Genomic DNA, 24,874 nt, shown 5'->3' with positions numbered 1-24,874 from the left:
GCCGCGTTGGCGTGTTTTGACTCTCCGGCGCCCTGGCCCCCGTTGTCTCCGCGGTGCGGGAGACCCGCACGCGAAATAGTGAGACGCAAGCACCGAGTGCCGAGCAGAGAAGTATCCGGTGCCCGCGGGGGCGTGGGCACCGGATACGAGGGAGCGGGATTTGTTAGTTGTCGGACAGTGCGTCCTTGACGTTCTCGCCAGCCTTCTTCGCGCTGGCCTTGGCCTGGTCGGCGTGGCCGTCGGCTGTGGTCGACTTGTCGTTGGTTGCTTTGCCGACAGATTCCTTGGCTTTGCCTTTCAGATCTTCGGCAGTGTTCTTGATGTCATCTCCGATACCCATCGGATTCTCCTTTCAGTGGGGCTGACGACGGGGAGTTGTCAGCGGTCGGTGTGGGTGTCGCCCTCGAGCTCGATCTCTTCCTTGCGGACCTCTGCGCTGACCTGCTCAGTGTCGGTCTTGGTTTCTGTGCCGATGCGGACACGCTCGACCGGCACCGTCTCCTTCTCGACCACGGGGCGCTCCTCCGTGAGGACGACCTCGTGCTCTTCCTCGCTGATGTCCGGACCATCCAGGGCGTCTTCGACGTTCGCCTCCGTGATGGGTTCACGCTCGAGACGAACCTCTTCGTGGCTGACGGGGACCGTGACGGTCTCCTGCTCGGTGACGACGTACTTGCGGAGGCGGGCTCGGCCGGTCTCGACGCGCTCCGTGCCGACGTGCAGCTGCTCCTCGGACCGAGTCATCGCGTCGTCGGTCGTCGGTCCGGAGGTGTCGTAGCCGTCGGTCGATGCCACATCCCGGTCCGCGGGTGCGTTGGCGACGGGAGCGGCGCCGGTTCCGTAGTAGGTGTACAGCTCGTCCTGTTCGTTGTCGGTGAGGTCGGTGCCAACATCGATGCGAGGTGCGTCCTTGACGAAGTCTTTCGCGTACGGGACTCGGAGATCTCCGTCGACGGCGTCGGCCTGGTCGAGCGGGACGAACGATTCCGAGGTTCCGAACAAGCCCGTCGCTACGGTTGCCCAGTTCGGCCGACCGCTGGTGGGGTCGACATAGATCTGGCCGACCTTTCCGATCTTGTTGCCGTCAGTGTCCGTGACGGTGGCCCCGATGAGGCTGGCGATGTTCTGTTCGCTGATCATTGGTGTTGCCTTTCGTTCGGTCGTGCGGGTGGTGGGTGGTTGAGGAAGTCGGTGTGTCAGGGGCGACGACGGCAGGGGTTACCGGCCAAGTCCCACGCGGTCGACCCTGCGGTGGTACCGCATCCCCGCAAGGCCGCCGAGGATCGCGCCGATGAGGGCGACCACAGCGGCACCGAGGGCGGTGAGGATGCCGGTGAGAGTGGCTGTCTCGGGGGCGACGGGGATGCGCGGGAAGCTCTGCAAGTTGGCGAGGATGTCCCACTGGGAACCGGCTATCGCGGTGACGATGGCGAGGATGATCGCGATCACGATCGCCCACAGCCACACCGCGACACCCTGCTTGACTCCACTGAAGCGGGCCATCCGTCCGGCGACGTAGCCCCCGGCGTAGTAGGCGATGAGCAGGACGATTCCGATCGCGATGGCGCTAATGATGCCGGTCGCGTCGACGTTCTCTGTCGCGGCGTCGGCGGCCTCCTCTGGGGTGGTGCCGTTGCCGAGCCCGACAGCGGCCCCGATCGCGGCGACCAGGGCGGTCAGGAGCACGGTGGTGCCCATGGCGGTCAGCCATCCGAAGAACGCGGATCCGAATTTGAACCCGCCGAATTCTGCTTTCTCACGCTCGTGGACATCGGCGCGGAGAGTGTGATTCGCATCGACGGGGACGGCTGCGTGAGAGGAGTCCTTGTCGTAGACGGGTGCGCCGGGTTCCCGGGGCTCGTGGGAATCGTTGCTGTTCATACGGCGAAAGTAGGCGCTTTCGGAACGAGCGCAGGAGGTGGTTGCCTCTGGGGATCGAGGCGCGTACTGTATGCAGGCTTACAAAGTAAGGCTCTTCTGTGCCCGGCCTGAATACACCGTAAGTCTGCTCGGAACAAGGGTCCTGACCGAGGCGGGAGAGACGGTTTAGAACGGGTTCCACCGACTGTTCGGTCGGTCCGCGAGAGGAGCACTAATGTCGGACAACTATGAGACGTCCAGCCCGAGCGGCTCGGGCGTGAACGCCCCCGGTTCTTCGGGCAAGGTGGATGCTGTCAAGCAGGAAGCCACCGACCTGAAAGACACGGCGGCGACCCAGGCGAAGGACGTTCTTGGCACCGCCAAGGATGAGGCTGCGACCGTCGTGGGGGAGGCGAAGACGCAGGCGAAGGATCTGTACGCGCAGACTCAGCGGGAGCTGTCGGAGCAGGCGAACACCCAGCAGCAGCGTCTCGCCGGTGGTCTCCGCTCTGTCAGCGACGAGCTCGGCTCCATGGCCAGCAATTCGGAAGGCAGTGGCGTCGCGAGCGATCTGGTTCAGCAGGTGTCGGGGCGTTTGTCTGATGCCGCGAGCTGGCTCAGCGACCGCGATCCTGGTGCTGTGCTCACGGAGGTCAAGCGGTACGCACGTCGCAAGCCCGGCACGTTCATCCTCGCCGCCGCGATCGGCGGCATCGTTGTGGGACGCCTCACCCGCGCCCTCGCCGCGAACGCCTCCGACGATAAAGACGCCGCACCCGTGTCCGCTCCCGCGCCGGCACCTCCGCAGGTGCACCCTGACCCGTCCGTGCCCGTCCCCGTGGTGAACGACACGGGCGCTGGCACGCCCATGTACTCGCAGGCGGCCGCCAGCCGTCCGGACATTCTGAGGGAGGACGGCTATGACCGACCCGACACCGTCTGAAGCCAAAGCCGCATCGACCTCGATCGGAGATCTGCTCGGGGAAGTGTCCCGTGACATTTCGACGCTGATGCGCCAGGAGGTCGCCCTCGCTAAAGCAGAGTTGAAGGACTCGGCCACGAAGTCCGCCAAGGGTGCGGGCCTGATGGGTGCGGCTGGCTACGGCGCGCTGATGGCGGTGTTCTTCCTGTCCGTCGCGCTGTGGTGGGCTCTGGGAACGCTGATGGGCGGCGGCTGGTCCGGCGTTGTCGTCGCGGTCCTGTGGGCAGTCATTGCCCTGATCCTGTTCCTGGTCGGGCGCAGCCAGATCAAGCAAGTGAAGGGCGTCCCGCAGACCGTGGACACCCTGAAAGAGATCCCCGAAACGCTGAAGAGAAATGAGGAGAACCGATGAGCGATTCACCCGACGAGATCCGCGCCGACATCGAGCGGACCCGCCACGACCTCGGCATGGACGTGGACGCCCTGGCCGATAAGGTCTCCCCGTCGAAGATCGTGGACCGACAGCTCGGCAAGGTGCGCGGTGCGTTCACCTCCGTGCGCGAGCGTGTGATGGGCGCCGCGGATGACGCCGGCTCGTCGCTGTCGGATGCGGGCTCTCACGCGGGAGAGCTGAAGGACCGGGCGGTCGCGAAAGCGGAAGGGAACCCGCTGGCGGTCGGACTGATCGCGTTCGGTGCCGGCCTGCTCGCGGCGTCGCTGATCCCCGCGTCATCGAAGGAGAAGGACCTCGCTGCAACCGTGAAGGAGCAGGCGCAGCCGCTGGTTGACGAGGTCACCGATGCTGCGAAAGAAGTCGGCGAGCATCTGAAGGAGCCTCTGCAGGCGTCGGTCGAATCCGTGAAGTCGTCGGCACAGGACTCCGTCGCCACCGTTAAGGACGAAGTCCAGGGCGCGGCCAGCGACGTGAAAGACCAGGCTCAGCACGCTCGCGAGAACATCTCCGACAGCTGACCCCGCACGAATCGGGCGGGCCCGTCAGACGACGGGCCCGCCCCTTTACGAAGGAACCTGCGATGACCAGCACAGCCCCCGCCGCCCCGCGCAACGCCCCGGGCCCCGAAGCATCAGGCAAGCCGGATTCCCCGGACGATCTGCACAAGAGGTCCTGGAAGTACGTACTGCGGAAGACTATTCGCGAGTTTTCCTCGGACCAGTGCACGGACATCGCTGCGTCGCTGACGTATTACGCTGTGCTGTCGCTCTTCCCGGGCCTGATTGCGATCTTCTCGCTGCTGGGTGTCTTTGGGCAGGGGAAAGCCGCCAGCGATGCGGTGCTGGGAATCATCGAGCAGGTCGCTCCCGGCGACACGGTTGACACGATCCGCGGGCCGATCGAGCAGATCGCGGAATCCCCCGGTGCCGGATTTGCCCTCGTCACCGGCATCCTGCTGGCGATCTGGTCAGCATCCGGGTACGTGGGAGCGTTCAGCCGTGCGATGAACCGGATCTACGAGATCGAGGAGGGGCGCCCGTTCTGGAAGCTGAAGCCCGCCCAGCTGCTGGTCACCGTGATCACGATCGTGCTGCTCGTGATCGCCGCGATCATTCTTGTCGTCTCCGGCTCGGTCACCAAGGCGATCGGCGACGCACTCGGCATCGGCGACGTGCCCCAGACGGTCTGGTCCATCGCCAAGTGGCCGTTGCTCATATTCATCGTGGTGTTGGTCGTCGCCATCCTCTACTACGCCACCCCAAACGCGAAGCAGCCGAAATTCCGGTGGATCAGCATGGGCGCCCTGCTGGCAATCATCGTGCTCGCACTCGCCACCGCAGCCTTCGGGTTCTACGTCGGCAACTTCTCCAACTACGACCGCACCTACGGCTCGCTCGCGGGCGTCATCATCTTCCTGCTCTGGCTGTGGATCGCCAACCTCGCGCTGCTGTTCGGGGCAGAGTTCGACGCTGAGCTCGAGCGCGGCCGCCAACTGCAGGCCGGCATCGCAGCGGAGGAGGACATCCAGCTCCCGCCACGCGACACGCGCAAGAGCGACAAGGCCGCCGCAAAGGAGCAGGAGGATGTCGAGAAGGGCCGAGAGATCCGACAGAACGTGGACCCGGACGATGACACAGCCGAGGACACCACCACTCGAGGAACGCCTCGGAAACGCTGACGTCTGCCCGGCCTTGGGCGCTCACGTCATGTCTATTGGGTCAGCTCTCGGGCGAGACGGTCGAGGAGTACTTCTAGCGATACCTCGAACTCTTCGTCAGAATGGTCCTCGCTCAGAAGAGCCCGTAGCCGACGGACCTCCGGAGCGTCATCCAAGCCGATGCTCCCGTCACGCTCGGGAATATCCGCGCCTCCTTCGTCCAGCGGTTCTTCCACCGGGCCCGTCTCAGCCCCCCGAACCGCGGACTCCAGCAAGAGTTGACCCAGTAGGAAACTACTGAAGGCACGGTACGCATCCACCGCTTGAGCGTCGGTGAACCCATGCCCCAGCAGGGTGCTGAGGAACGTGTTCACCACCTCGACGCTACGAAGCGGCGGGCGCAGCCAAGGGGCCGCGGGATGCCGGGTCGCCACTAACGGAAATGCCTGAGGATGATCGATCGCGATCTGACGCACCTTATGGGCGACATCCTGCAGAAAGCCTTGCCAATGCTCGGCCAACTCCTCATCCAGGTCCGATGTCAACTGTCCGAGGAGCAGAGCGATCACACCCTCAAGCAGATCCTCACGCCCGTGCACGTACCGGTAAAGAGACATCGCCTCCACACCCAACTCCTGAGCGAGCGAACGCATCGAGAGCCCCTGCGCACCAGAGCGATCAATCTGGCCAAGAGCAGTCTCGATAATGAGTTCGCGGCTCAGGCGGCCGGCCGCTGACCCTCTGGACTCCCGGCTAGATTCTCTCGACATGACGCGTCATCCCTCCCACCGGTCAAAGCACGCACCCTATCCGCGAGTGCAGCAGGACCGACCGATGTATGCCCACGGTAGACCCGCTTACGTTGTAAGCAGGGCTACCGACCCCCGCGCTGTCCGAGACTCGCCGCGCGACTCCGACCACTAGACGGGTTGAGCTCGATTGGCGGACCAGAGAGAGTGCTTCGGTCGTAGGCGATAGTCGGGAGCGTCAGTTGTCCCCGTCGGCGGCTTCGTCTTCTTCTGGGTTAAAGTGCGAAGGTGAGTCGGAGAGGCCTGCGGCTACCCCGTCGGGGTTCGTGGGGATGGTGTTGTCTTCCCCCAGGCCCCCGGGCTTGACTGTCCCATCGGAATCGTTGGTCGGAACATCGGTGTCGGAGTATTCACGGCTCGAAGCATTGCTATCGTTCGTCATCGGCTTCTGCTTTCACTATGTCCTGTACTGCAAGAGACGGCAAGAATACCTCCTGCGACACGTTAGTTAGCACCCCACTGCCTATGAACCCAGGTCACGGTCGACCGAGGTTGGGAATTTCGCCACGCCTCAGCGTCAAGACGGTCTCACGACGCCGCGACTCAAGTCGGACGCTAGCGTCGACTGCTGCGCATGACCAGGTATCGGGACTAGGCCCGCGATGCTCCGGCCCGTCGGGATAGTTGCCGACCGAAAACGATCGTTTCCGGCGAGCTCGCGTCGCACGTCATCGTACGCCCGCCGTTAACGTTCGCCGGTATCTGCTTTCGGTAGACGTTTCCGGCGTTCAGGTAGCTGATCTTGCTCGTCGTCCGTCGATGCGAGTTGGCGTGGTTGGTTTCGTTCCGCGCGGAGTTGTTGCTCGATCTTGGCGTGTGCTTTTCGTTCGTTGCGGTCGGCTCTGATGATGGACCGCAGGACGAACCAGAATGCTGCGACGACGGCGATCGTGGGGATGACGGACCAAAAGGCGTTGGTCCAGTAGTCATTGAGATTCATCCGCGCCTCCCGGGGGCTCACGCAGCACGAGCGCCAGTCCGACGATTGCGAGGATGAACGCTGTTTCGTAGCTTCCGAGCGTGTATGCCCAGAGTGACCATTGGTCTGGAACGGTTGTGTCGATGAGGAGATGAGCCGCGATCAGTGCGACGGCGGCCAGGAGAAGGAAGGCCCCGACACGTACGAGGCGATCGTGACGCCGCTGTGGGGACACGTGGCTGGTGCGCGTGGGAACGTGTGCTGGTGGACGGTGCCGAGCTGGGTGCAGGTGGCGGGTCATCTGAATATGGCTCCGATGAGGTAGAAGCTCGCAAGGGCGAGAAGCAAGGCGAGGACTGTGGCGCACGCGATGAAGATGGATATGCGGCGGAAGGGATTGCGGCGGGGGACCATGGGTGGCCGTTCTGGTGGTGGCGTTCTCTACCGGGCGGGGGCGAGGATGGTTGTGTCGTCGGCTGTGATCTGGACGATGCCTCGGTCGTCGACAACGATGAAGCGTTCGTCATCGATCGCGGTGAAGGCCTGAGCGGCCCCTTGAAGCGCGTCGAGGCGTTGCCATGTTCCTTCGGTGTTCTGTGACCAGAGGGCACCGTCGGTTCCGACTCCTGCGAGCGAGCCATTGGGTTTGGCGTCGAGTGTGTAGAGCAGTGGGGCGTCGGCGATGGGGGTGAAGGTGGCGCCGTTGTCGGTGCTGAGGAGCAGCCCTTCTTCTGCGGCCGCGTAGAGACCGTCGCCGGTGGCCGCGAGGTCTGCCGCGGAAAGTGTTGCGCCGCGGGTCCATTCGAGACCGTCGTCCGTGCTGACGAGGAGATCGACGCCATCGGACGCGATCCCGTAAAGAGTGCCGTCTGGTCCGGCGGTGAGGACATGGAAGTCCGTGCTGCCAGTGAGCGCGATCGGTGACCACGATTCGCCGAAGTCGTCACTACGAATGACACCTAGGTTCGGGGAGCCGAGCTGTGCGGGTGTCTGTGTGCCCGGGTGTCCGGATGCGAAGAGGGCGTCGTCGAGGACGGTAAAGCCCATCGCATCGAAGTCGTGGCCTCCGATGGGACCGGCGATCGCACCTTCGGGCGTGAGGGTGAAGAGTCCTCCGTGGGTGGCTACGAAGAGGTCCTCACCGCGGGGGTCAGCGGCAACACCGTGAATGTGTTGGATAACGGGGGGCACCGCGTTGGCGCCGGGGGCCTGCGGCGCGGCGCAGCCGGTGAGGGCGACGGCTACGAGAGCGATCGCGAAAGCGGGTAAGGGCGAGTGGCGGTTCATGAGACTCCGACGTGAAGAAGTGCATGCGGGTGCGCGGCCGGTACGCGAATGAGAGTCGCGACATGGCGCCAGCGCGGTGGCGTGGGTTACTGCGAGAAGGCCAGTTCGGGGGTGCGGGCGAGCGCCGCACCCCCGAAGGTGGATCAGAGCGTGTCGAGGAGGTCTTCCATCGTGGCGATCTCCGTGGTCTGCGCCTCGATGATCGTCTCGGCCAGAGCGACCGCGTCGCTGTTCTGGCCGTTGTCGACCTCTTCTTGGGCCATCTCGACGGCACCCTCGTGGTGCTGGATCATCTGCTCGAGGAACAGGCGGCTGGCGTCCGCGCCGGTGGCATCCTCGAGAGCCTGCATGTCATCTTCGGACATCATGCCGCCCCCGTGATCCATGCCCTCCATGTCGGAAGTGTCAGCGCCCCACTCTTCGAGCCACTGGTCCATCTTCTGGATCTCGGGCTCCTGCGCGGCCTTGATCTCTTCCGCAAGGGCGACGACGCGTTCGTCGACGCCCTCCTTGCTGAGAAGCATGTCGGACATGTCGATGGCCTGGGCGTGGTGCTCCTTCATCATGCTGGCGAACATGATGTCGGCGTCATTGGCGTCCGCGGAGGCCGGGGTGGAGCTGCTGCTTTCATGGTTCATGCCGGGCATGTCGCCGCCGGCGGTGTTACTGGCGCAGCCGGCGAGTCCAAGCACTGCGGCGAGGGTGAGTGCGGCAGTCGCCGCAAAACGGGTCTTCATGATGGGGTTCTCCAAGAGTCGATGGTAGTGCCCAGCGAGAGAGGCTGGGCGAGGGCGTTACCCGCAGAAGGCGGGCACGCCTGCCATCACGTGCGACTGATGCAGAGAACGGTGAGAGACGGAGGCCGCAGCGGATGCAGCGCATCCCGGAGGTGTAGGCGGGACACGGGCGTTCCCGGGGAGTGCGCGACGGCTCGCCACCAGGCGGACGGCCGGGTGAGCAGCACGACGGCAATGAGGAGCGCGAGAACGCAGGCCATCCACGCCATGCCGTGATCGTCAGAACACGTGGCGCACCCCGCCTCGTCCATCGCTGCGGCGTCGCCTGAGGCGTGTGCGGGGTGAGCGTCGGCATGCGCGGGTGCGACGGCGATGGTCTCACTGTGCCCGGAGGGCATGGTGTGCGTGTTCATCGAGTGCATAGCCAGAAGCCCGAAGATCACGGAAAAGGCGACGGCGACGACGGCCAGGAGGGTGCGGGTGAGGGTGCGCTGGTTATGCACGCGGCGTGCGATCGTCATCAACACTGTCCCACCTCCCTTTCTTCCAGGGTACGTCGCTGCCGCCCATGCGCCTACTTGTCGACGACGTCGCCCGGGCTGAGGTTCAGCCGTCGCAGCAACTGCGCATTCAGCGCGACAACGATCGTGGACAGTGACATCAACACCGCCCCGACCGACATCGGCAACACGAACCCGACGGGGGCGAGCACACCGGCAGCCAACGGCACCGAGAGAAGGTTGTACCCGGCGGCCCACCAGAGGTTCTGTTTCATCTTCCGGTAACTGGCCCGTGACAGCTCAATCACGGAGATCACCGATCTGGGGTCGTCGCTGGCGAGGATGACACCCGCGGAGGCGATCGCGACGTCCGTTCCTGCGCCGATCGCAATCCCCACGTCCGCCTGGGCGAGGGCGGGGGCGTCGTTCACGCCGTCACCGACCATCGCGACCTTGCGGCCTTCGTTTTGCAGTTCTTTCACCTTGGAGGCTTTGTCCTCCGGACGGACCCCGGCGAAGTACCGGTCGATACCCAGCTCGTCGGCGACGGACGCGGCTACCGCGTCAGCGTCACCGGTGATCATGACGACCTGCACGCCGCGCTCGTGAAGCGCATCGACTGCGTGACGCGACTCGGAGCGGATCTCATCCGCGAGGCGCAACGCACCCGTCACCTGACCGTCGACGAGCACGTGGAGGATGATCGCACCCTCACCGCGCCACTCGTCGGCAACCGGCAGCTCGGCGGCGTGTTCTTGCTCGAGCATGTACGGGCCACCGACCTGCACGACACGACCATCGACACGGGCGCGCACCCCGACCGCAGGCGAGGACTCGAAGTCGGACGAGCCCGGAACGGTGAGGTTCTTCTCCTTCGCCGCGTTGACGATCGCGCGGGCGAGGGGATGCTCGGAGTCCGCTTCCGCGGCCGCAGCCCACGCCAGCAATTGATCCGCGTCGATCCCCGTGATGGGATCGATTGCGGTCACGGCAGGGGTGCCCTTGGTGAGCGTGCCGGTCTTGTCGAACAGCACCGTATCGACGGTGCGCATGCTCTCCAGAGCAAGACGATCCTTGATCAGAACGCCACCACGAGCGGCCCGCTCGGTCGCGATCGAGACGACAAGCGGGATCGCCAGGCCAAGAGCGTGCGGGCAGGCGATCACCAGCACCGTGATCGTACGGATCACGGCAGCGTCCGGGAAGCCGACGATGGTCCAGACGATGGCGGTGATCGCGGCGGCGCCGAGCGCGAACCAGAACAGCCATCCCGCCGCCTTATCCGCGAGACGCTGGGCCCGCGACGACGAGCTCTGCGCTTCGGTGACGAGCTTCTGGATGCCCGCGAGAGCGGTGTCCTCACCGATGGCGGTGATCTCCACTCGCACACCGGAGTCAGTGGCGACGGTGCCGGCGATGACCGGGTCACCGTCGCTGCGGCGTACCGGCCTGGATTCTCCGGTGATCATCGACTCGTCCATGCTGGCCGAGCCCTGCACGATCCGCCCGTCCGCAGGAATCCGCCCGCCGGGGCGCACGACCACGACATCGCCCACCTGCAAGTCGGAAGGTGCGACCGTGACGGTCGTGTCACCGTCGATCTTTTCGGCCTCGTCGGGCAGCAACGCGGCCAGGGAGTCCAACGCCGATGTCGTCTGTGCGAGGGAGCGCATCTCGATCCAGTGCCCGAGCAGCATGATCACGATGAGTAGGGCCAGCTCCCACCAGAAGTCCAGCTCGTGGTGCAGCAGGCCGAGGCTCGCACCCCACGAAGCGAGGAATGCCACGGTGATCGCGAGGGCGATCAGAAGCATCATCCCGGGCTTGCGGGCACGGAGCTCACTCACCGCGCCGGTGAGGAACGGGGTCCCGCCCCACACGTACATTACGGTTCCGAGGACCGGGGAGATCCACGCAACCCACGCGGCATCGGGCAACGGATAGCCGAGGATCGTCGAGAACATCGTCGAGAACCCGACCACGGGCACCGCGAGGAGCAGCATGATCCAGAACAGGCGCCGGAACTGGCCTACGTGATCTCCGTGGCCCCCGTGGCCGCCGTGACCCTCGTGCCCGCCGTGACCTGTGTGTTCTGGTGATGCGCCGTGGTCGTGGCCCATCGCCGCGTGGTCGTGCTCTGTTGTGGGCGCCCCGCCGTGTTTGGCGTGTGCGGTGTGATCGGTGTGGTCGTCGTGCTGGCTCATCGGAACTCCTTGCTCGAATCCGCCCGGGTCGGGCCGGACGCTCTCAGGTGCGACTCAGGCGTGGTTGGTCGCGAGGGCGTAGCCGGCCTCTTCAACCGCAGCCTGCACGGCAGCGGGGTCGACAGGGCTGGTGCTGTGAATGGTCACCCGGGAGGGGCCGCCAGCGTTCAGATTTACGGTGACGGACTCGACGCCGTCGACAGCGCTCAGTTCCTCACTGACGCTCGACACACAGTGCGAGCACGTCATTCCCTCGACCAGCACGTCCTGCGTAACCGCAGACGCCACGGGTGCGGATGTCTCCGCGTTCAAGGGGGTCGCGCAGCATGCGCAGCCCGCGTTCGCGTCCTTCAGTCCGAGTTCGATGCGATCAGTCATGCGTGTGTTCTCCTTCAACTAGACAGACGTGGGGGTCATGAACGGACCAGGCGGGCGATTGCTTCGTTGGCCTCGCGGACCTTTTCTGCAGCGACCGCCCCGCCTGTGGCGCTCGCTTCGGTGACGCAGTGACTCAGGTGATCGCTGAGCAGTGACAAGGCGACCGTCTCCAGGGCCTTCGTCGCCGCAGAAACCTGGGTGAGGATGTCGATGCAGTACTTGTCCTCATCGACCATCCGGGCAATCCCTCGCACCTGACCCTCGACACGGTTCAACCGCTTGCGCAGATCGTCCTTGTTTCCGTCATACCCGTTCATGATTCGAAGATACCCCCTGGGGGTATGCAACTCAAGTGGTTCCGGTTCCATTCCCGACGTGAGTACTTTGTGTCCACCTCGCTCACGCTGCGACCCGTGATTCGTCGGCGGTGCTGTCGCGAGTATCCGGAGTTGCGGCGGAGACTCGCGCGAACGCGGCCCACCACAGCTAACACACCCCGGCGGGGTACTCAAGGGCCTCAATGAGTGGAGGGCGCGAGCGTACCTTCGTGGCTCACGAAGCTCGTGGCTCACGAAAGGACCCCCTCATGTCTACTACCGAGGAAATGCTCCGCACCTACCCGAAAGACCTAGGCGGAATCGATCAGGAGAAGCTTGCTGAGTGCATCGACGCGTGTCTGGAATGTGCGCAAGCATGCACCGCGTGTGCCGACGCCTGCCTCAGCGAGGACATGGTCGCTGACCTGACCAAATGCATCCGCACGAACCTGGACTGCGCAGACCTTTGCGCCACCACAGCCCGCATCCTCTCCCGCCACACCGGGTACGACGCCAACCTCACCCGCGCCGCGCTTGAAGCCTGTCGAACGGCCTGCACGAGCTGCGCCAACGAGTGCGAACAGCACACCATGCACGAGCACTGCACGATCTGCGCCGAGGCATGCCGGCGCTGCGAACAAGCCTGCACTGCGCTGTTGGAGACGCTATGACACAGCACCACGCCGACAACGGGGCACGCCCGCCCGTACCGGAATCTCACGAACAAGACCACGGCGGAATGTCGAGCTACCTCAAACTCGCCATCTCCCTGACGCTCAGCTTCGTCGTGATGTACTTCCTCACGTTCGCGATGATCAACGTCCTCGATGACCTCTTCCTCAACATCAGCAACCTCTACATGGCTCTGATGATGGTGTTCCCCATGGGCATCATCATGGTCATCGTGATGTGGAAGATGTTCCCGAACAAGGCGGTGAACGTCGGGCTGCTCGTAGGCTTCGCCGCACTATTTCTGGTCGCGTTCTTCATGGGCCGCGCAGAAGCCTTCGTCGGTGACGACCAGTTCCTCCGCTCCATGATCCCGCACCACTCGCGAGCGATCCTGGTATGTGAGCAATCAGATATCAGCGACCCGGAAATCCAAGACCTCTGCAAGCAGATCATCTCTTCACAACAAGAAGAGATCGACCAGATGAACGACATCCTCGACCGGCTCAACGAATAGTCAACCGACCTTTGGCGACGAGTGAGCCCGAAGAAGGACTCCGGACCCACCGCCGATCAGCGGGGTCTAGGCCGACTCGGCACACACTACGCGTGGGGACCTCCGTGAACCACCGAAAACGATCGTTTACGGCAGACGCACGGAGGTCGCCGGCCGATCGCACGACACGCCGATCGCGCACCCGCCGAAACCCCCTGCCGAAACCAGATGCGCCGAAACTGGCCGTTCGACGTTTTAGGCAGCGTGAGAGTGGAAGGTGATTTACGACATCTTTCGTGAGACAGCCGGCAGCCTCGACCGTGCATCACTCACCCGTCTTCCCGGGAATGTTCTGTCTCACCGACCGACAGCTTTCGTGAGATCGGACAGGTCCGCGCATCGCCTCAGCCGATCACATCGCGGCGTCGCAGCGCCCAGGCGCTTCCGGCGACGAATGCGACGTTCACCGCCCAGAGCGCCACGGTGCCGCGGGGATCGAACCCCTCCGCGAGCGGAGCCTGGTGGAACGCCCAGGAGTACGGTGAGATCGCCCGGAGCCACTCGGCGTTCTCCACCTGGTTCGCGATCGCGTTGAAGGCGTACCCGGCGACGGCGATTCCCGCGCCCCCTGCGACAGCCCAGGAAGTGCGACCGAAGAGAGCGCCCAGCAGGAGCGCGGCGCTCCCCGAGAGCATCGTGAGGCCGACGAAGACGACGGTGGTGTCGATGATGCGGATCGGATCGATGTCGAGCTGTGCCGAGTCGTTGAGCAGGGCGACGACAGCGCCCGCGAACACGCCCAGCCACGCGAGCCGGGCGAGGATGGCGAAGGCGGACGCGATCGCGTATCCGACCCGTCCCACACCGTGAGCCAGGTCGAGTTCGAGGCGCCCTGACGCCTCCGCGCCGGCGATGGCGCCCGCTCCCCAGGACGTGCCTGCGATGGTCAGGAGGAGGAAGCCGATGAGGCCGTAGAAGGTTCCCTGGGCGTAGCCCGCCCCGGTGCCGATCTGGTCGTAGCCGAGTGCTCCCACGAGCTCCGGGGGCAGGCTGTCGATGATCTGCTGCATCTGCCCGTTGCCGCCGATGCTCGGGAACAGGGGCAGGTACAGGAACAGCACTGCCGCGACGCCGATGGTCCAGCCCACCGTTCCGCGCCAGGTTTCGCGGAGAGCGCGCCGGAAGATGGGAAGCGCGTCACGCATCGCCCTCACCCGCCTCGAGACGCGAGGAGTCACCGTAGAGCCGCAGGACCGATTCCTCCAGGTCTGGTTCCTCGATCGCGAGGTCGAGGACGTGGTGCTGCGCCAGCACCTTCACCAGCGGGTCGATGGCACCTTCGACGGTGGCATTCACCTGCACGATGTCCGTCTCGCCGCGGACGTCGAGCTCGGAGATCTGCGGCAGTGCACCGAGTTGCTCCCGGATCAGGGTCGCTGCCGTCGTATCGAGACCGACGCGTACGCGCCGGATCGCGCCGAGTCTGAGTGAGGCCACATCACCCTCCGCCACGACCCTCCCTCGACTGAGGACGGCGACGATGTCGGCCGTCTGCTGGATCTCACTCAGCACATGGGAGCTCAGCAGCACGGTCTGGCCGCGATCTCTGGCTTCGGTGACGAGGTGGAGGAACTCTCTCTGGACGAGCGGGTCGAGCCCGCTGGTCGGCTCGTCCAGCACGAGCAACGGCGGTTCGTGCATGAAGGCTTGGACGATCCCGAGCTTCTGCTTGTTGCCCTTCGAGAGCGCGCGCACCGGTCGACTCAGATCGAGGTCGAGTCGGTCCGCGAGGCGGTCGATCGTGCCGGGGTTCACCGGGCCGGACACCTCGGCGTAGAAGTCGAGCATGCGGCGTCCCGTCGTGCGGTCGTCGAGTCGGAGCTCGCCGGGGATGAAGCCGATGCGTCGTCGGAGGGCCGGGCCGCCGCGGCGCGGGTCTTCGCCCAGGACGCGGATAGCGCCCGATGTGGGGCGGATGATGTCGAGGATCATGCGCAGCGTGGTGGTCTTTCCTGCGCCGTTAGGGCCGATGAGCCCGAACACGGTGCCGGGATCGACGCGGAGATCGATGGAGTCGACCGCTGTGTGCCGACCGTACTGTTTGCGAAGGTGAGTGAGCTCGATGGCAGGGGTCATGGCCCTGCTCCTTTCGGAGGGTGAAGGGGACCAGGTTCGGAGATCTCGTCAGCGGGGAGGATCCGGGTCCTGATTCGGGTCGTTCTCGCCCTTGTCCGAGGAGGGCCCGCTGCTTCTGGCGAGCGCTTCCTTCGCGGCGACGAGCAGATGGTCGTCGGCGTAGAGCCCGTGCGTGTAGAGCTCCAGCACGGGAATGGTCGACCGTTCCAGCAGCGATGTCGTCAGCGTGCTCTCTCCGAAGGCGCGCGCGAGGTGCCGCCGCAGGATGACGGGACCGAGACCGTAGAGGGTCATATACACGGCAGTGGCTTCCAGGTCGGACTGCTCGCGCATCGTGCCCGCGGCGATCTGTTCGCGCAGCATGTCTCTGGTGCTGGCGAGGAACATGTCGAAGAGATGGTCGGACGCGGCGGAGTCGTCGAGAAGCATCCGGGCGAGGTAGTCCAGTGCGACATTGCGACCCTCTAACGAGTCCAATGCCTCCCGCATCAGGCGCGCGGCGTCGGCACCCGTCATGCCGTCTCGCTCGGCGAGGAAAGTGCTCACGACGTGCGCGTCGCACACGTCGCGCAGTCCTTCCTTGCTTCCGAAGTGGTGCAGGATCAGCGCCGGGCTCACGCCCGCATCCTGCGCGATCTGCCGCAGACTCGTGCCGTCGAATCCGCGCTCGCTGAACCGGACGATCGCGGCGTCGCGAATGCGCGCCCTGGTGGTGAGGTCGTCGGCTCCTGAACGCATAGTCAGCATGCTAAACGAGCGTTCAGTCCGGGACAAGGGTCAGGGTCATCTCCGTTCCGTCGGTCTCGCAGACTGAGCGTCTGAGGCGGCGATGGATGTGGTCATCGCCGACGCGACGCGGGGAGATCGATCGGTCCCGTGACCGACAACTCGTCCTCCCAGACCTCGATCCCGCTGACCTCCGGAAGACGTGCCCTCGTGAAGACCGGGTCCAGCCCTTCTCGTCGTTGCTGGGTGTAGTCCTTCAGCAGCTTGAAGGCGATTCCGGACAGCAGCGCGATCGCGACGAGGTTGACGAGGGCCATGAATCCCATCGCGCCGTCGGCGAAGTTCCACACGACATCGGCGGAGACGAGGGCCCCAGCGAACACTGCGGCGATCGCGAAGAGACGATAGCCGAGCAGGACTCCGGTGCGGGAGGTGATGAACTCCACGTTGGTCTGCCCGTAGTAGTAGTTGCCGAGGATCGAGCTGAACGCGAGCAGGAAGATGATGACGATCAGGAGGATGTTCGACCAGGTGCCCAGCGCGCTGACGACCGCGCCCTGCGTCAGCCCGATGCCGCGTTCGGCGCCGGCCAGGTCTGGAACCGAGACCAGGATGATGAACGCGGTGATCGAGCAGACGAGGAAGGTGTCGAAGTACACGCCCAGCGTCTGCACGAGACCTTGTTTGACCGGGTGTGTCACCGCCGCGCTCGCTCCTGCGTTGGGGGCCGACCCCAGTCCGGCTTCGTTGGAGAACATCCCCCTCTTGACGCCGGTGAGGATGATGTAGCCGAGCGCTGCGCCGACGACCTCGTTCGGGCCGAAGGCTTCGAGGAAGATCGTGGCGAAGACTCCGGGAAGGCGCTCGATGTGCATCGCGACGATCACCACGCCGAGAAGCAGATACAGCAGTGCCATGATCGGGACCAGCGTCTGGGTGACGGAGGCGATGCGGCGCACGCCCCCGAAGATGACGAGCCCCATGAGCAGTGCGAGTGCGCCGCCGGTGACCCACGGCAGCCAGGCAGCAGACTCTCCGCCGAGGCTGCCCGCGATCGTCGCCTGGATGGTGTTCGCCTGCAACGAGCTGAAAGCGATGGGGAAGCAGATGATGAGGATGACGGCGAAAAGCACGCCCATCCATCGCGCTCCGAGTCCGCGTTGCATGTAGTAGGCGGGGCCGCCGATGAACCCGTCCCTATCGCGCCTCTTGTACAGCTGTGCCAGCGAGGACTCGATGAACGCGGACGCTCCACCGATGAATGCCATCAGCCACATCCAGAAGACCGCGCCGGGACCGCCGATCGCGATCGCGGTTCCCACTCCCGCGATGTTGCCGACGCCCACTCGTGAAGCGGCGGAGATGGTGAATGCCTGAAAGGAGGAGACCGATTGAGGCTCGCCGGTCTCCGTGCGGGGCGTTCGATCCTTCAGAGTGCGGAACATCTCCGGAATCAAACGGAACTGCACGACGCCCGAGCGAATCGTGAAGTAGAGCCCGAGGAGGACGACGATCGGAAGGACGATCCATGTCCACAGGTTGTCGCCCCAGGTCAGCAGCCACTCGTTAACAGCATCCATCCGCACAGTATGGCGACGTCGACGCCGGCTCACCAGGCTGAGAAAAATCCAGGAGCTGAGAAGCTGCCGGGGCCGCCGGTGTCTGCCCGCCCTGCGGAAGACGAGGAAGGCCCCGATCGGGCGGATACTGGAAGGGACGGTATCGAGAGCCCCCGCCTCCGCACCGCGCGGCAGACCTCTCGACGCCAGGAAGAAGATGCTCATGAAAGCTCTCCGCTACGTCGAGATCGGCAAGCCCCCGGTGGTGGTCGACATCCCGATTCCGAAGCCCGGCCCCGGCCAGGTCCTGCTCAAGATCACCGCGGGTGGTGTCTGCCACTCCGACGACTACGTCATGGGGCTCCCCGAGAAGGACTACCACGAGCAGGGTTACCCGCTGCCGCTGACGCTCGGGCACGAAGGCGCTGGCATCGTGCACGAGATCGGCGAGGGCGTCGACTCGACGCTCAAGGTCGGGGATGCCGTGGCCGTCTACGGTCCGTGGGGCTGTGGTCGCTGCCACAACTGCTCGATGGGCAAGGAGAACTACTGCACGAACGCCGCCGCCGAGGGCATCCGTCCTCCGGGGCTGGGCAGCCAGGGCTCGATGGCCGAGTACATGATCGTCGACGACGCGCGCCACCTCGTGCCGCTCGGTGACCTCGACCCCGTGCAGAACGTCTCGCTGACCGACGCGGGTCTCACCCCGTACCACGCGATCAAGAACTCGCTTCCGAAGCTCGGCGCCGGCACGTTCGCCGTCGTGATCGGCACCGGCGGTCTCGGCCACGTCGGCATCCAGATCCTCAAGGCCATCTCGGGGGCCACGGTCATCGCCCTCGACGTGAACGACGAGAAGCTGAAGCTCGCCACCGAGGTGGGCGCCGATCACGTGCTGATCAGCGATGCATCGGCCGCCGAGAAGATCCGCGAGCTCACCGGCGGTCTCGGCGCGAACGCGGTGTTCGACTTCGTGGGCGCGAACCCGACGATCGCCCTGGCCCAGAGCGTGGCCGCGCTCGAAGCCGACATCACCATCGTGGGCATCGGCGGGGGCAGCATGACGCTCGGGTTCGGCTCGATCGCCTACGACGCCGCCGTGCGCATTCCCTACTGGGGCTCACGCGCCGAACTGATCGAGGTGCTGGACCTCGCCCGCGCCGGGAAGATCCACGTCCAGACCGAGAGCTACACGCTCGACGACGGCCCGAAGGCGTACGAGGACCTCGCGTCGAACAGTATCCGCGGACGCGCCGTCATCGTCCCTTGACGCCGGCAGGGGAGCGCCCGGGAGGACTCACCTCCCGGGCGTTCTTCTTCTGGTTGCGCCTCCGCAGACCATTCCCCGCACGTCCTTCGATGCTCGGCGCGTCGCGTGGTAGATACTCAATTGACTTGAATATCATGTCGACATGACTACGAGAGAGATGCGTGAGCCGACGTTCCTGATTCTGACCGCACTCGCCGGAGGGCGAAAGCACGGTTACGCGCTCATCGCCGAAGCAGACGAGCTCTCGGCGCACCGCGTTCAGCTCAAGGTGGGCACTCTCTACGCAGCGTTGGATCGTCTGGGAGCTGAAGGGCTGGTGAGGGCGGCGGGGGACGAGGTGATCGATGGTCGTGTCCGTCGCTACTACGAGCTGACGGACGAGGGGGCGGCGGCGTTGGCTGCCGCCGCAGAGCGATCCGCCCGGATTGCGGCCGAGGCTCAAACGAGGTTGAAACGAGCCCGTCCGGCGTTCGGCATGACCGTGAGCGTCGCATGACCGCGCTCGATCCCCAGCGATTCCGACGCGCTTTCCTGCTGCATCCGCGAGCGTGGCGCGAACAGAATGAAGCGGCGGCGGTAGGCGTGCTCATGGATGCCGCGGAGTCCTCGGGTGAGGCGCGGCTGCCGTTCGCAGAGCGACTGAGTATTTACTTCCACGCGGGGTCTGCGTGGCTTGAGTATGCCCTTGGCCCCGCGCGCAACGCGACCGCCTCGCTCGGACTGGGCACCGGCATCGCCGTAGCTGCTGTCTACCTGGCGGCCTTCGTGGTGGCCCCCGTAGCGGCGCAGGAGTTCGTCCCCGCGAGCATGGCGCTCGTCGGCGTGGCACTCGTCGTCCCGTGGGTCGCTGCGGGGTTCCTGGCGATGTCCGGATATGGGCGCGCAAGTCGGTGGGCTGTTGTGGCCGCAGCGCTCGCATGTCTCGCGGTCGGCACGGCGCGTCTCTGGCTGCCGCATTTGCCTCTTCCGTCAACGATGACCCTGTTGTTCTTCGCCCTGTCGGCTGTCGTCGCTCTGCTGGGCCGTCCCCGAGCGTCGGTTACCTGGGGAGCACTGATCGGGGTCGGGCTCTTCGTCGCGGCGATCGCGCTGGCGTCCGGGTTGTTCGGGAGTTTCACCGATTGGCGCCTGTGGGTGCAGTCGTCCTACTTCTTGATCTTCGTCCTGAGCGCCTGGTTCGTCGGTCTTCTCACGGCTGCCGCTTGTGGGCACGAGTCTGTCGCGCTGGCGGGCATGGTTTACGCCGCTCCCTGGGCGATCCTGATGGTCGCTGGGGCAGGGAGGGGTGGCGCCCCCGCGTGGGCCCTGTTTCTGATCGTTCTCATCTGGCTGTGTGCATCCGTCGCAGTAGCCGTTACCGTGCGTGTTCGGGGTTCGCGTCTGCGACGTCGCACGTACGTCCGTTGATCTGAGCTGCGGCACGTCGGAAGTCAGACCGCAGCCATCCTGGTGAGGCCAGGGAGGAGTCGCGGCGGCTGGCCCTCAGGCGCGGCGTCGCCGGTCGGCGAGGAGGGCGAGCGCCGCGTCGATCGCACTCGCCGCGGCGTCGGGGGCCACGCGGACGAGGGCGAATGCGGAGACCACCAGACCCGTAGAGGCGTCCGCCAGGGTCGCGACTTCCGTTCCCGCGAGCTCGGGGAGGGCGGCCCGGACGCCGCGGGCGAACGCCGCACGGAGCTCCGCGCGATAGGAGGCGACGACCCGGGCGACCGCGTCGTCGGTGCCGATGGGGGCGGCGGCGGTGTTGACCAGCAGGCAGCCGCTCGTCGCCGGGAGGCTGCCTGCTGTCAGCAGTGCCGTACGCAGTCCGCCGAGGTAGGTCTCCAGAGCCTCCGGCGCCACGCTCTCACCCGTCAACGGGGCGAGGCGCGGGCGGATCACCTCGTCCAGATAGCTCTCGACGGCGGCGTCGAAGAGTCCGCGCTTGGAACCGAAGGCGTGATAGATGCTGGAACGACTGAGGCCGGTCGCGCGCTCGAGCTCCGGCAAGGGAGCGCTCTCGAAGCCGCGCTCCCAGAACACGCCGCGTGCCGCGCGGACCGCTTCCGCGGTGTCGAAGGTCTGTGTGCGCCCCATTCGCCGTGCTCCTGCCCCTTTTGTGAATCGCTCGATCCAGTATATATTGGAACGACCGATACAGAATGCGCGGCCTCGCCGCGTCGAAGGGGGACTGTCATGGTCATCGCCGGACTCGTGCTCGCAGGCATCGCAGCACTCGTGCACGTCTACATCTTCTGGCTCGAGTCGTTCGCCTGGACGAGCGCGCGCGCTCGCCGCACGTTCGGCACGGGCACGGCGGAGGAGGCCGCGCGACAAAAGGAGCTCGCGTTCAACCAGGGCTTCTACAACCTGTTCCTCGCGGTCGCCGTCCTCCTCGGCATCGTCCTCTTCGCCACGGGAGCGACGGCCGTCGGCGCGACTCTCGTCTTCACCGGCGCCGGATCGATGGTCGCCGCGAGCCTCGTGCTGCTGCTGTCGAGCCCCGACAAGGCGTCCGCCGCCCTGAAGCAGGGCGTCATCCCGGCGCTCGGCGTCATCGCGCTCGCCATCGGCCTCCTCGTCTGAGTCCGGCCGCAGCACCCCTAGATCCTCACGAAGGAGAGAAATGTCCCACGCCATCAGCACGCAGATCCAGCTCGCCCGCCGCCCCGAGGGGTGGCCGACCCACGACGACTTCCGCACCGTCGAGGTGGAGCTGAGCGATCCGGCGCCGGGGGAGGTGCGCGTGGCGAACGAGTTCGTCTCCGTCGACCCCTATATGCGCGGGCGGATGAACGACGTCCGCAGCTACGTCGCCCCCTACGCCCTCGACGAAGTCATCGCCGGTGGCGCCATCGGCCGGGTCGTCGCCTCTGCGGCGGACGACCTCCCCGTCGGCACCGTTGTGCTGCACCAGCACGGCTGGAGCGATGTCGTGCAGGCGGACGCGTCGACCTTCCGGGCCGTGCCCGAGGTGCCCGGCATGCCGCTGTCGCTGCGCCTGCACATCCTCGGCATGACCGGCCTCACCGCGTACGTCGGGCTCACCGCGATCGCCGGACTCGCCCCGGGCGACACCGTCTTCGTCTCCGGCGCCGCCGGTGCCGTCGGCACGGCTGTCGGTCAGATCGCCAAGCTCCTCGGCGCGGGCCGCGTGATCGGCTCGGCGGGCTCGCCCGAGAAGGTCGCCCTGCTGACCGAGAAGTACGGCTACGACGCGGCGTTCAACTACAAGGACGGCCCGGTGCGCGAGCAGCTCGCCGCCCTCGCGCCCGAGGGCGTGGACGTGTTCTTCGACAACGTCGGCGGCGACCACCTCGAAGCCGCGCTCGACGTGATGAACGACGGCGGTCGGATCGCGCTGTGCGGCGCCATCACGAGCTACAACACCACCGAGCCGGTGCCCGGCCCCGACAACATGGCGAACATCATCACGCGCGGTCTCCGTCTCCAGGGATTCACCCTCGCGAACTACCTGCACCTGTCGCCGGAGTTCAGCGAGAAGATGACCCGCTGGTTCGCAGAAGGGCGGATCGCGTACGACGAGACCATCGTCGACGGCATCGAGAACACGGTCGACGCGTTCCTCGACATGATGCGCGGAGCCAACACGGGGAAGATGCTCGTGCGGGTCGCACCCTCCGCCTGACGTCGGAGCGGGCCGCCCGCGCATTTGAGATATATTGCTTGAGACGTAGAACTTCACTCTCCATGACCCCCACTGGAGGCAGTGTGACACTCTCTGGCGGCCCCCTCGAACGCCGGTCGATGAGCGACGAGGCTTTCGTGCGCCTGCAGGATGCCATCATCAGCGGCGAACTCCAGCCCGGCGAGCGCCTGCGCGATTACGAACTCGCCGAACGCCTCGGCACCTCGAAGACGCCGATCCGTCATGCCCTCGACCGCCTGGCCGACAACGGCCTCGTCGAGATGCAGCGGAACCGGTACACCCGCGTGGCCCCGATCGATCTGGAGCGCGTGCGGAACGCGGTCGACCTGTTCGGCGACATCTGGATCGGCTCGGTCCGTCACGTCATGCCGGTCATCCAGGACGACGATGTGGCCTACCTCGTCGAGCTGGCCGACGACATGGCGGCGTCGGTGCAGGAGCGGGACATCATCGCGTTCGGGGCGGCGCTCCGCAGCGCGGCGACGGGCTTCGCCCGGATCGAGGGCAACGCCACGCGCGCCAACTCCATCGAGCGCCTCGGGCCGCAGATCCGTCGCTTCACCCAGCATGCGAAGGACGCCGTGGACTGGTCCGCCGTCGAGGAGTTCGTCGGCGCGATCCGCGAGGCGACGTCCGAACGGGACGCAGTCAAGACCCGGGCCGTCCTGGTGAGCTTCTTCGACGAGACGCTCCCCGCGATCATCGATCGGGCCGAGCAATCGGGGCTGGCCGAGATCACGGAGTGATCCGCCGCTGACGAACGAGGGCGACCGCACACCGCGGTCGCCCTCGTCGCGTCCCGGGGCTACGGCGTGAGGCGATGGACGTCGCGCGGGAACAGCGTCACCTCACGCACGTTGGTCGCCTCGACCAGTCGGCCGACCCAGCGCTCCAGTCCGATCGCGAAGCCGCCGTGCGGAGGCATCCCGTGCGCGAACGCCTCGAGGTAGCCGGCGTACGCCGAGGGCAACTCGCCCCGAGCTTCGATCGCCGCGATGACCTCGCTGTGCCGATGCAGCCGCTGTCCGCCGGTCACGAGCTCCAGACCGCGGAACAGGAGGTCGAAGCTGTTGCTCCCCTCCGTGTCGTCGGGCTGCGGATGCGTGTAGAACGGGCGCTTGCGCATCGGGTATCCCTCGACGGCCAGCACGTCGCTGCCGAACTCTTCCTTCGCCCACGCCCCGAGCGTCCGCTCGTGTGCGGGGGACAGGTCGGGCTCGTCGGCCGGAGCACCGACCCGGCGCAGCGCATCCCGGAAGTGCACGACGGGGATGTCCTCGGGGATGACGGGGAGCGTCACGTCGAGCAGCGCGAGTTCCTCCGCGGCGTCGGTACGGATGCCGTCGAGCATGCCGCGCAGCACGTGGCCGAGGAGGCGCAGGATGTCGCGGTGGTCGTGGATGAACCCGAACTCGACGTCCAGCGACACGTATTCCGAGAGGTGCCGCACGGTGTCGTGCGGCTCGGCGCGGAAGACGGGACCCACCTCATAGACGCGCTCGAACACCCCCACCAGCTGCTGCTTGTAGAACTGCGGACTCTGCGCGAGATATCCGGTCCTGCCGAAGTAGTCGACCGGGAACACGTTCGCTCCCGACTCCGTCACGGTGTCGACGATCTTCGGGGTCTGCACCTCGGTGAAGTCCGCGGCGTCGAGCACCCGGCGGAACGCGCGCACGCTCGCCGCGGCGATCTGCCAGGTCGCGCGGCGTGCCGGATGGCGCCAGGTCACCGCGGCGTGATCGAGCAGCGTCGGCAGGCTCGTTTCGAGTGTCGGACGCCACAGTTCCACGACCGGCGGTGCGGCCGGCTCCGACAGGCTCTCGATCTGCGGGTCGACGATCTCGACGCCGCCGGGGGCCTGCGGGTTCGCGGCGACGGTCCCCGTCACGCGGACGACCGTCTCCTCCGGAGGGAGCCCGCCGGCCGGAGCCTGCGCGGGGCGGACGACGACCTGTGCGAGTCCGGAACGGTCGCGGATGATCAGGAACGCGACGGTGGCGAGCTCCCTCCGGCGGTGGACATGGCCGAGCAGCGTGACGCGGTGGTCGGGGGCGGCCTCGGCGAGCTCCGCGGCGAGCGTGCGGGCGGGGTCGGGTGATCTCATTTCTCCTCCAGGTTGTGGGAGCCCTGGAGGTGTGGGCGGGGGCCAGATCGCGGTGCCACCACACCTTCGCCGGTGAGAAGCCGGCCTCTCGTCGGTACGCCGGACGCGCGGGGACCGCCTGCCCGGAGGCCGGAGGTCGTCACGCTCCGGCGGTCGCCGCGTCCAGTCTAGGGGCGCTCTCGGCAGATCCACAGAATCCCGCGGCCACCGTCTCGTAC

General features: G+C 66.0%; 31 protein-coding genes. 13 read left to right on the top strand and 18 right to left on the bottom strand.

The genetic code is table 11. The features are described from left to right. Positions 1-163: 163 nt before the first annotated feature. The 3 genes from M4D53_RS08855 to M4D53_RS08845 form a co-directional block, all read right to left on the bottom strand. On the bottom strand, positions 164-340 hold the full coding sequence (locus M4D53_RS08855; RefSeq protein ID WP_082066565.1) for a CsbD family protein: 177 nt from the start codon (positions 338-340) through the stop codon (positions 164-166). A gap of 38 nt (positions 341-378) precedes the next feature. After that, positions 379-1,140 carry a DUF2382 domain-containing protein gene (locus M4D53_RS08850; protein WP_259953513.1) on the bottom strand — a complete coding sequence of 254 codons (762 nt, stop codon included), beginning with the start codon at positions 1,138-1,140 and terminating at the stop codon, positions 379-381. A gap of 78 nt (positions 1,141-1,218) precedes the next feature. After that, positions 1,219-1,881, bottom strand: coding sequence for a hypothetical protein (locus M4D53_RS08845; RefSeq protein WP_259953512.1), 663 nt, complete (start codon positions 1,879-1,881; stop codon positions 1,219-1,221). 214 nt (positions 1,882-2,095) lie between these two features. Between M4D53_RS08845 and M4D53_RS08840 the strand changes: the two genes are divergently transcribed. From M4D53_RS08840 to M4D53_RS08825, 4 genes are all read left to right on the top strand, one after another. Beyond that, a complete protein-coding gene (locus M4D53_RS08840) occupies positions 2,096-2,803 on the top strand; it encodes a hypothetical protein (protein WP_259953511.1) in 708 nt (235 codons plus the stop codon). After that, on the top strand, positions 2,781-3,194 hold the full coding sequence (locus M4D53_RS08835; RefSeq protein ID WP_046746438.1) for a phage holin family protein: 414 nt from the start codon (positions 2,781-2,783) through the stop codon (positions 3,192-3,194). Before M4D53_RS08840 ends, M4D53_RS08835 begins: the two co-directional genes overlap by 23 nt. Then, complete coding sequence (locus M4D53_RS08830) at positions 3,191-3,754, top strand: DUF3618 domain-containing protein (RefSeq protein ID WP_259953508.1); 564 nt, start codon at positions 3,191-3,193, stop codon at positions 3,752-3,754. The genes M4D53_RS08835 and M4D53_RS08830 overlap by 4 nt, the downstream gene beginning before the upstream one ends. Positions 3,755-3,816: 62 nt before the next feature. Then, positions 3,817-4,914 (top strand): YihY/virulence factor BrkB family protein, encoded by a 1,098-nt coding sequence (locus M4D53_RS08825; protein ID WP_259953506.1) that lies wholly within the window; start codon positions 3,817-3,819, stop codon positions 4,912-4,914. A gap of 32 nt (positions 4,915-4,946) precedes the next feature. On the opposite strand, the gene M4D53_RS08820 is transcribed toward M4D53_RS08825, so the two are convergent. The 3 genes from M4D53_RS08820 to M4D53_RS08810 all read right to left on the bottom strand — a co-directional run bounded on the left by M4D53_RS08820 (position 4,947) and on the right by M4D53_RS08810 (position 6,642). Further along, positions 4,947-5,663, bottom strand: a complete 717-nt coding sequence (locus M4D53_RS08820) for a TetR/AcrR family transcriptional regulator C-terminal domain-containing protein (protein ID WP_259953504.1) — start codon at positions 5,661-5,663, stop codon at positions 4,947-4,949. A gap of 217 nt (positions 5,664-5,880) precedes the next feature. Beyond that, the gene (locus M4D53_RS08815; protein ID WP_259953503.1) at positions 5,881-6,084 is read right to left on the bottom strand and encodes a hypothetical protein; all 204 of its coding nucleotides are present in this window, start codon (positions 6,082-6,084) and stop codon (positions 5,881-5,883) included. Between the two features lie 303 nt (positions 6,085-6,387). Next, entirely contained in the window at positions 6,388-6,642 is a 255-nt protein-coding gene (locus tag M4D53_RS08810; protein ID WP_074731521.1) for a hypothetical protein, read from the bottom strand. Positions 6,643-6,772: 130 nt separating this feature from the next. Between M4D53_RS08810 and M4D53_RS08805 the strand changes: the two genes are divergently transcribed. After that, a complete protein-coding gene (locus M4D53_RS08805; RefSeq protein WP_153243572.1) occupies positions 6,773-6,946 on the top strand; it encodes a hypothetical protein in 174 nt (57 codons plus the stop codon). Positions 6,947-7,062: 116 nt separating this feature from the next. On the opposite strand, the gene M4D53_RS08800 is transcribed toward M4D53_RS08805, so the two are convergent. From M4D53_RS08800 to M4D53_RS08775, 6 genes are all read right to left on the bottom strand, one after another. After that, positions 7,063-7,908: a F510_1955 family glycosylhydrolase gene (locus M4D53_RS08800; RefSeq protein ID WP_046747253.1), complete on the bottom strand. Its 846-nt coding sequence runs from the start codon at positions 7,906-7,908 to the stop codon at positions 7,063-7,065. A gap of 143 nt (positions 7,909-8,051) precedes the next feature. Beyond that, positions 8,052-8,645 carry a DUF305 domain-containing protein gene (locus tag M4D53_RS08795; RefSeq protein WP_259953535.1) on the bottom strand — a complete coding sequence of 198 codons (594 nt, stop codon included), beginning with the start codon at positions 8,643-8,645 and terminating at the stop codon, positions 8,052-8,054. Between the two features lie 86 nt (positions 8,646-8,731). Then, positions 8,732-9,166 carry a DUF6153 family protein gene (locus M4D53_RS08790; protein WP_052748655.1) on the bottom strand — a complete coding sequence of 145 codons (435 nt, stop codon included), beginning with the start codon at positions 9,164-9,166 and terminating at the stop codon, positions 8,732-8,734. Between the two features lie 53 nt (positions 9,167-9,219). Further along, positions 9,220-11,349 (bottom strand): heavy metal translocating P-type ATPase, encoded by a 2,130-nt coding sequence (locus M4D53_RS08785; protein WP_396817728.1) that lies wholly within the window; start codon positions 11,347-11,349, stop codon positions 9,220-9,222. A 54-nt stretch (positions 11,350-11,403) separates the two neighbouring features. Next, positions 11,404-11,727: a heavy-metal-associated domain-containing protein gene (locus M4D53_RS08780; RefSeq protein ID WP_046747256.1), complete on the bottom strand. Its 324-nt coding sequence runs from the start codon at positions 11,725-11,727 to the stop codon at positions 11,404-11,406. A 35-nt stretch (positions 11,728-11,762) separates the two neighbouring features. Next, positions 11,763-12,044 (bottom strand): metal-sensitive transcriptional regulator, encoded by a 282-nt coding sequence (locus M4D53_RS08775; protein ID WP_046747257.1) that lies wholly within the window; start codon positions 12,042-12,044, stop codon positions 11,763-11,765. A 269-nt stretch (positions 12,045-12,313) separates the two neighbouring features. Here M4D53_RS08775 and M4D53_RS08770 point away from each other — a divergent pair, with 269 nt between their 5' ends. Together M4D53_RS08770 and M4D53_RS08765 are read left to right on the top strand one after the other, a co-directional pair. Further along, the gene (locus M4D53_RS08770) at positions 12,314-12,715 is read left to right on the top strand and encodes a four-helix bundle copper-binding protein (protein WP_046747258.1); all 402 of its coding nucleotides are present in this window, start codon (positions 12,314-12,316) and stop codon (positions 12,713-12,715) included. Next, positions 12,712-13,230: a DUF305 domain-containing protein gene (locus M4D53_RS08765; RefSeq protein WP_227991980.1), complete on the top strand. Its 519-nt coding sequence runs from the start codon at positions 12,712-12,714 to the stop codon at positions 13,228-13,230. Before M4D53_RS08770 ends, M4D53_RS08765 begins: the two co-directional genes overlap by 4 nt. Positions 13,231-13,613: 383 nt before the next feature. Here the strand turns inward: M4D53_RS08765 and M4D53_RS08760 are convergent, their stop codons facing one another. From M4D53_RS08760 to M4D53_RS08745, 4 genes are all read right to left on the bottom strand, one after another. Beyond that, on the bottom strand, positions 13,614-14,414 hold the full coding sequence (locus M4D53_RS08760) for an ABC transporter permease subunit (protein ID WP_259953498.1): 801 nt from the start codon (positions 14,412-14,414) through the stop codon (positions 13,614-13,616). Further along, entirely contained in the window at positions 14,407-15,345 is a 939-nt protein-coding gene (locus M4D53_RS08755) for an ABC transporter ATP-binding protein (protein ID WP_259953496.1), read from the bottom strand. The genes M4D53_RS08760 and M4D53_RS08755 overlap by 8 nt, the downstream gene beginning before the upstream one ends. Before the next feature lie 48 nt (positions 15,346-15,393). After that, entirely contained in the window at positions 15,394-16,083 is a 690-nt protein-coding gene (locus M4D53_RS08750) for a TetR/AcrR family transcriptional regulator (RefSeq protein ID WP_259953495.1), read from the bottom strand. Between the two features lie 101 nt (positions 16,084-16,184). Next, on the bottom strand, positions 16,185-17,651 hold the full coding sequence (locus M4D53_RS08745) for an alanine/glycine:cation symporter family protein (protein ID WP_259953493.1): 1,467 nt from the start codon (positions 17,649-17,651) through the stop codon (positions 16,185-16,187). 202 nt (positions 17,652-17,853) lie between these two features. On the opposite strand from M4D53_RS08745, the gene M4D53_RS08740 reads away from it, so the two are divergent. From M4D53_RS08740 to M4D53_RS08730, 3 genes are all read left to right on the top strand, one after another. Then, positions 17,854-18,900, top strand: coding sequence for an NAD(P)-dependent alcohol dehydrogenase (locus M4D53_RS08740; RefSeq protein WP_259953491.1), 1,047 nt, complete (start codon positions 17,854-17,856; stop codon positions 18,898-18,900). Between the two features lie 142 nt (positions 18,901-19,042). After that, positions 19,043-19,396 carry a PadR family transcriptional regulator gene (locus M4D53_RS08735; protein WP_259953489.1) on the top strand — a complete coding sequence of 118 codons (354 nt, stop codon included), beginning with the start codon at positions 19,043-19,045 and terminating at the stop codon, positions 19,394-19,396. Further along, positions 19,393-20,307, top strand: a complete 915-nt coding sequence (locus M4D53_RS08730) for a hypothetical protein (protein WP_259953487.1) — start codon at positions 19,393-19,395, stop codon at positions 20,305-20,307. Before M4D53_RS08735 ends, M4D53_RS08730 begins: the two co-directional genes overlap by 4 nt. A gap of 75 nt (positions 20,308-20,382) precedes the next feature. On the opposite strand, the gene M4D53_RS08725 is transcribed toward M4D53_RS08730, so the two are convergent. Then, the gene (locus tag M4D53_RS08725) at positions 20,383-20,976 is read right to left on the bottom strand and encodes a TetR/AcrR family transcriptional regulator (protein ID WP_259953485.1); all 594 of its coding nucleotides are present in this window, start codon (positions 20,974-20,976) and stop codon (positions 20,383-20,385) included. Positions 20,977-21,075: 99 nt separating this feature from the next. Here M4D53_RS08725 and M4D53_RS08720 point away from each other — a divergent pair, with 99 nt between their 5' ends. From M4D53_RS08720 to M4D53_RS08710, 3 genes are all read left to right on the top strand, one after another. Then, positions 21,076-21,465, top strand: coding sequence for a DUF1304 domain-containing protein (locus M4D53_RS08720; RefSeq protein WP_187663270.1), 390 nt, complete (start codon positions 21,076-21,078; stop codon positions 21,463-21,465). 40 nt (positions 21,466-21,505) lie between these two features. Then, positions 21,506-22,528, top strand: coding sequence for an NADP-dependent oxidoreductase (locus M4D53_RS08715; protein WP_259953484.1), 1,023 nt, complete (start codon positions 21,506-21,508; stop codon positions 22,526-22,528). A gap of 119 nt (positions 22,529-22,647) precedes the next feature. Beyond that, positions 22,648-23,295 carry a GntR family transcriptional regulator gene (locus tag M4D53_RS08710; RefSeq protein WP_187663272.1) on the top strand — a complete coding sequence of 216 codons (648 nt, stop codon included), beginning with the start codon at positions 22,648-22,650 and terminating at the stop codon, positions 23,293-23,295. 59 nt (positions 23,296-23,354) lie between these two features. Here the strand turns inward: M4D53_RS08710 and aspS are convergent, their stop codons facing one another. Next, complete coding sequence (gene aspS / locus M4D53_RS08705) at positions 23,355-24,656, bottom strand: aspartate--tRNA(Asn) ligase (RefSeq protein ID WP_259953482.1); 1,302 nt, start codon at positions 24,654-24,656, stop codon at positions 23,355-23,357. Positions 24,657-24,874: the final 218 nt, after the last annotated feature.

The organism is Microbacterium meiriae (assembly GCF_025143875.1).
GTDB classification, from domain to species: Bacteria; Actinomycetota; Actinomycetes; order Actinomycetales; family Microbacteriaceae; genus Microbacterium; species Microbacterium meiriae.
This window is presented reverse-complemented; position numbering and strand designations above follow the sequence as displayed.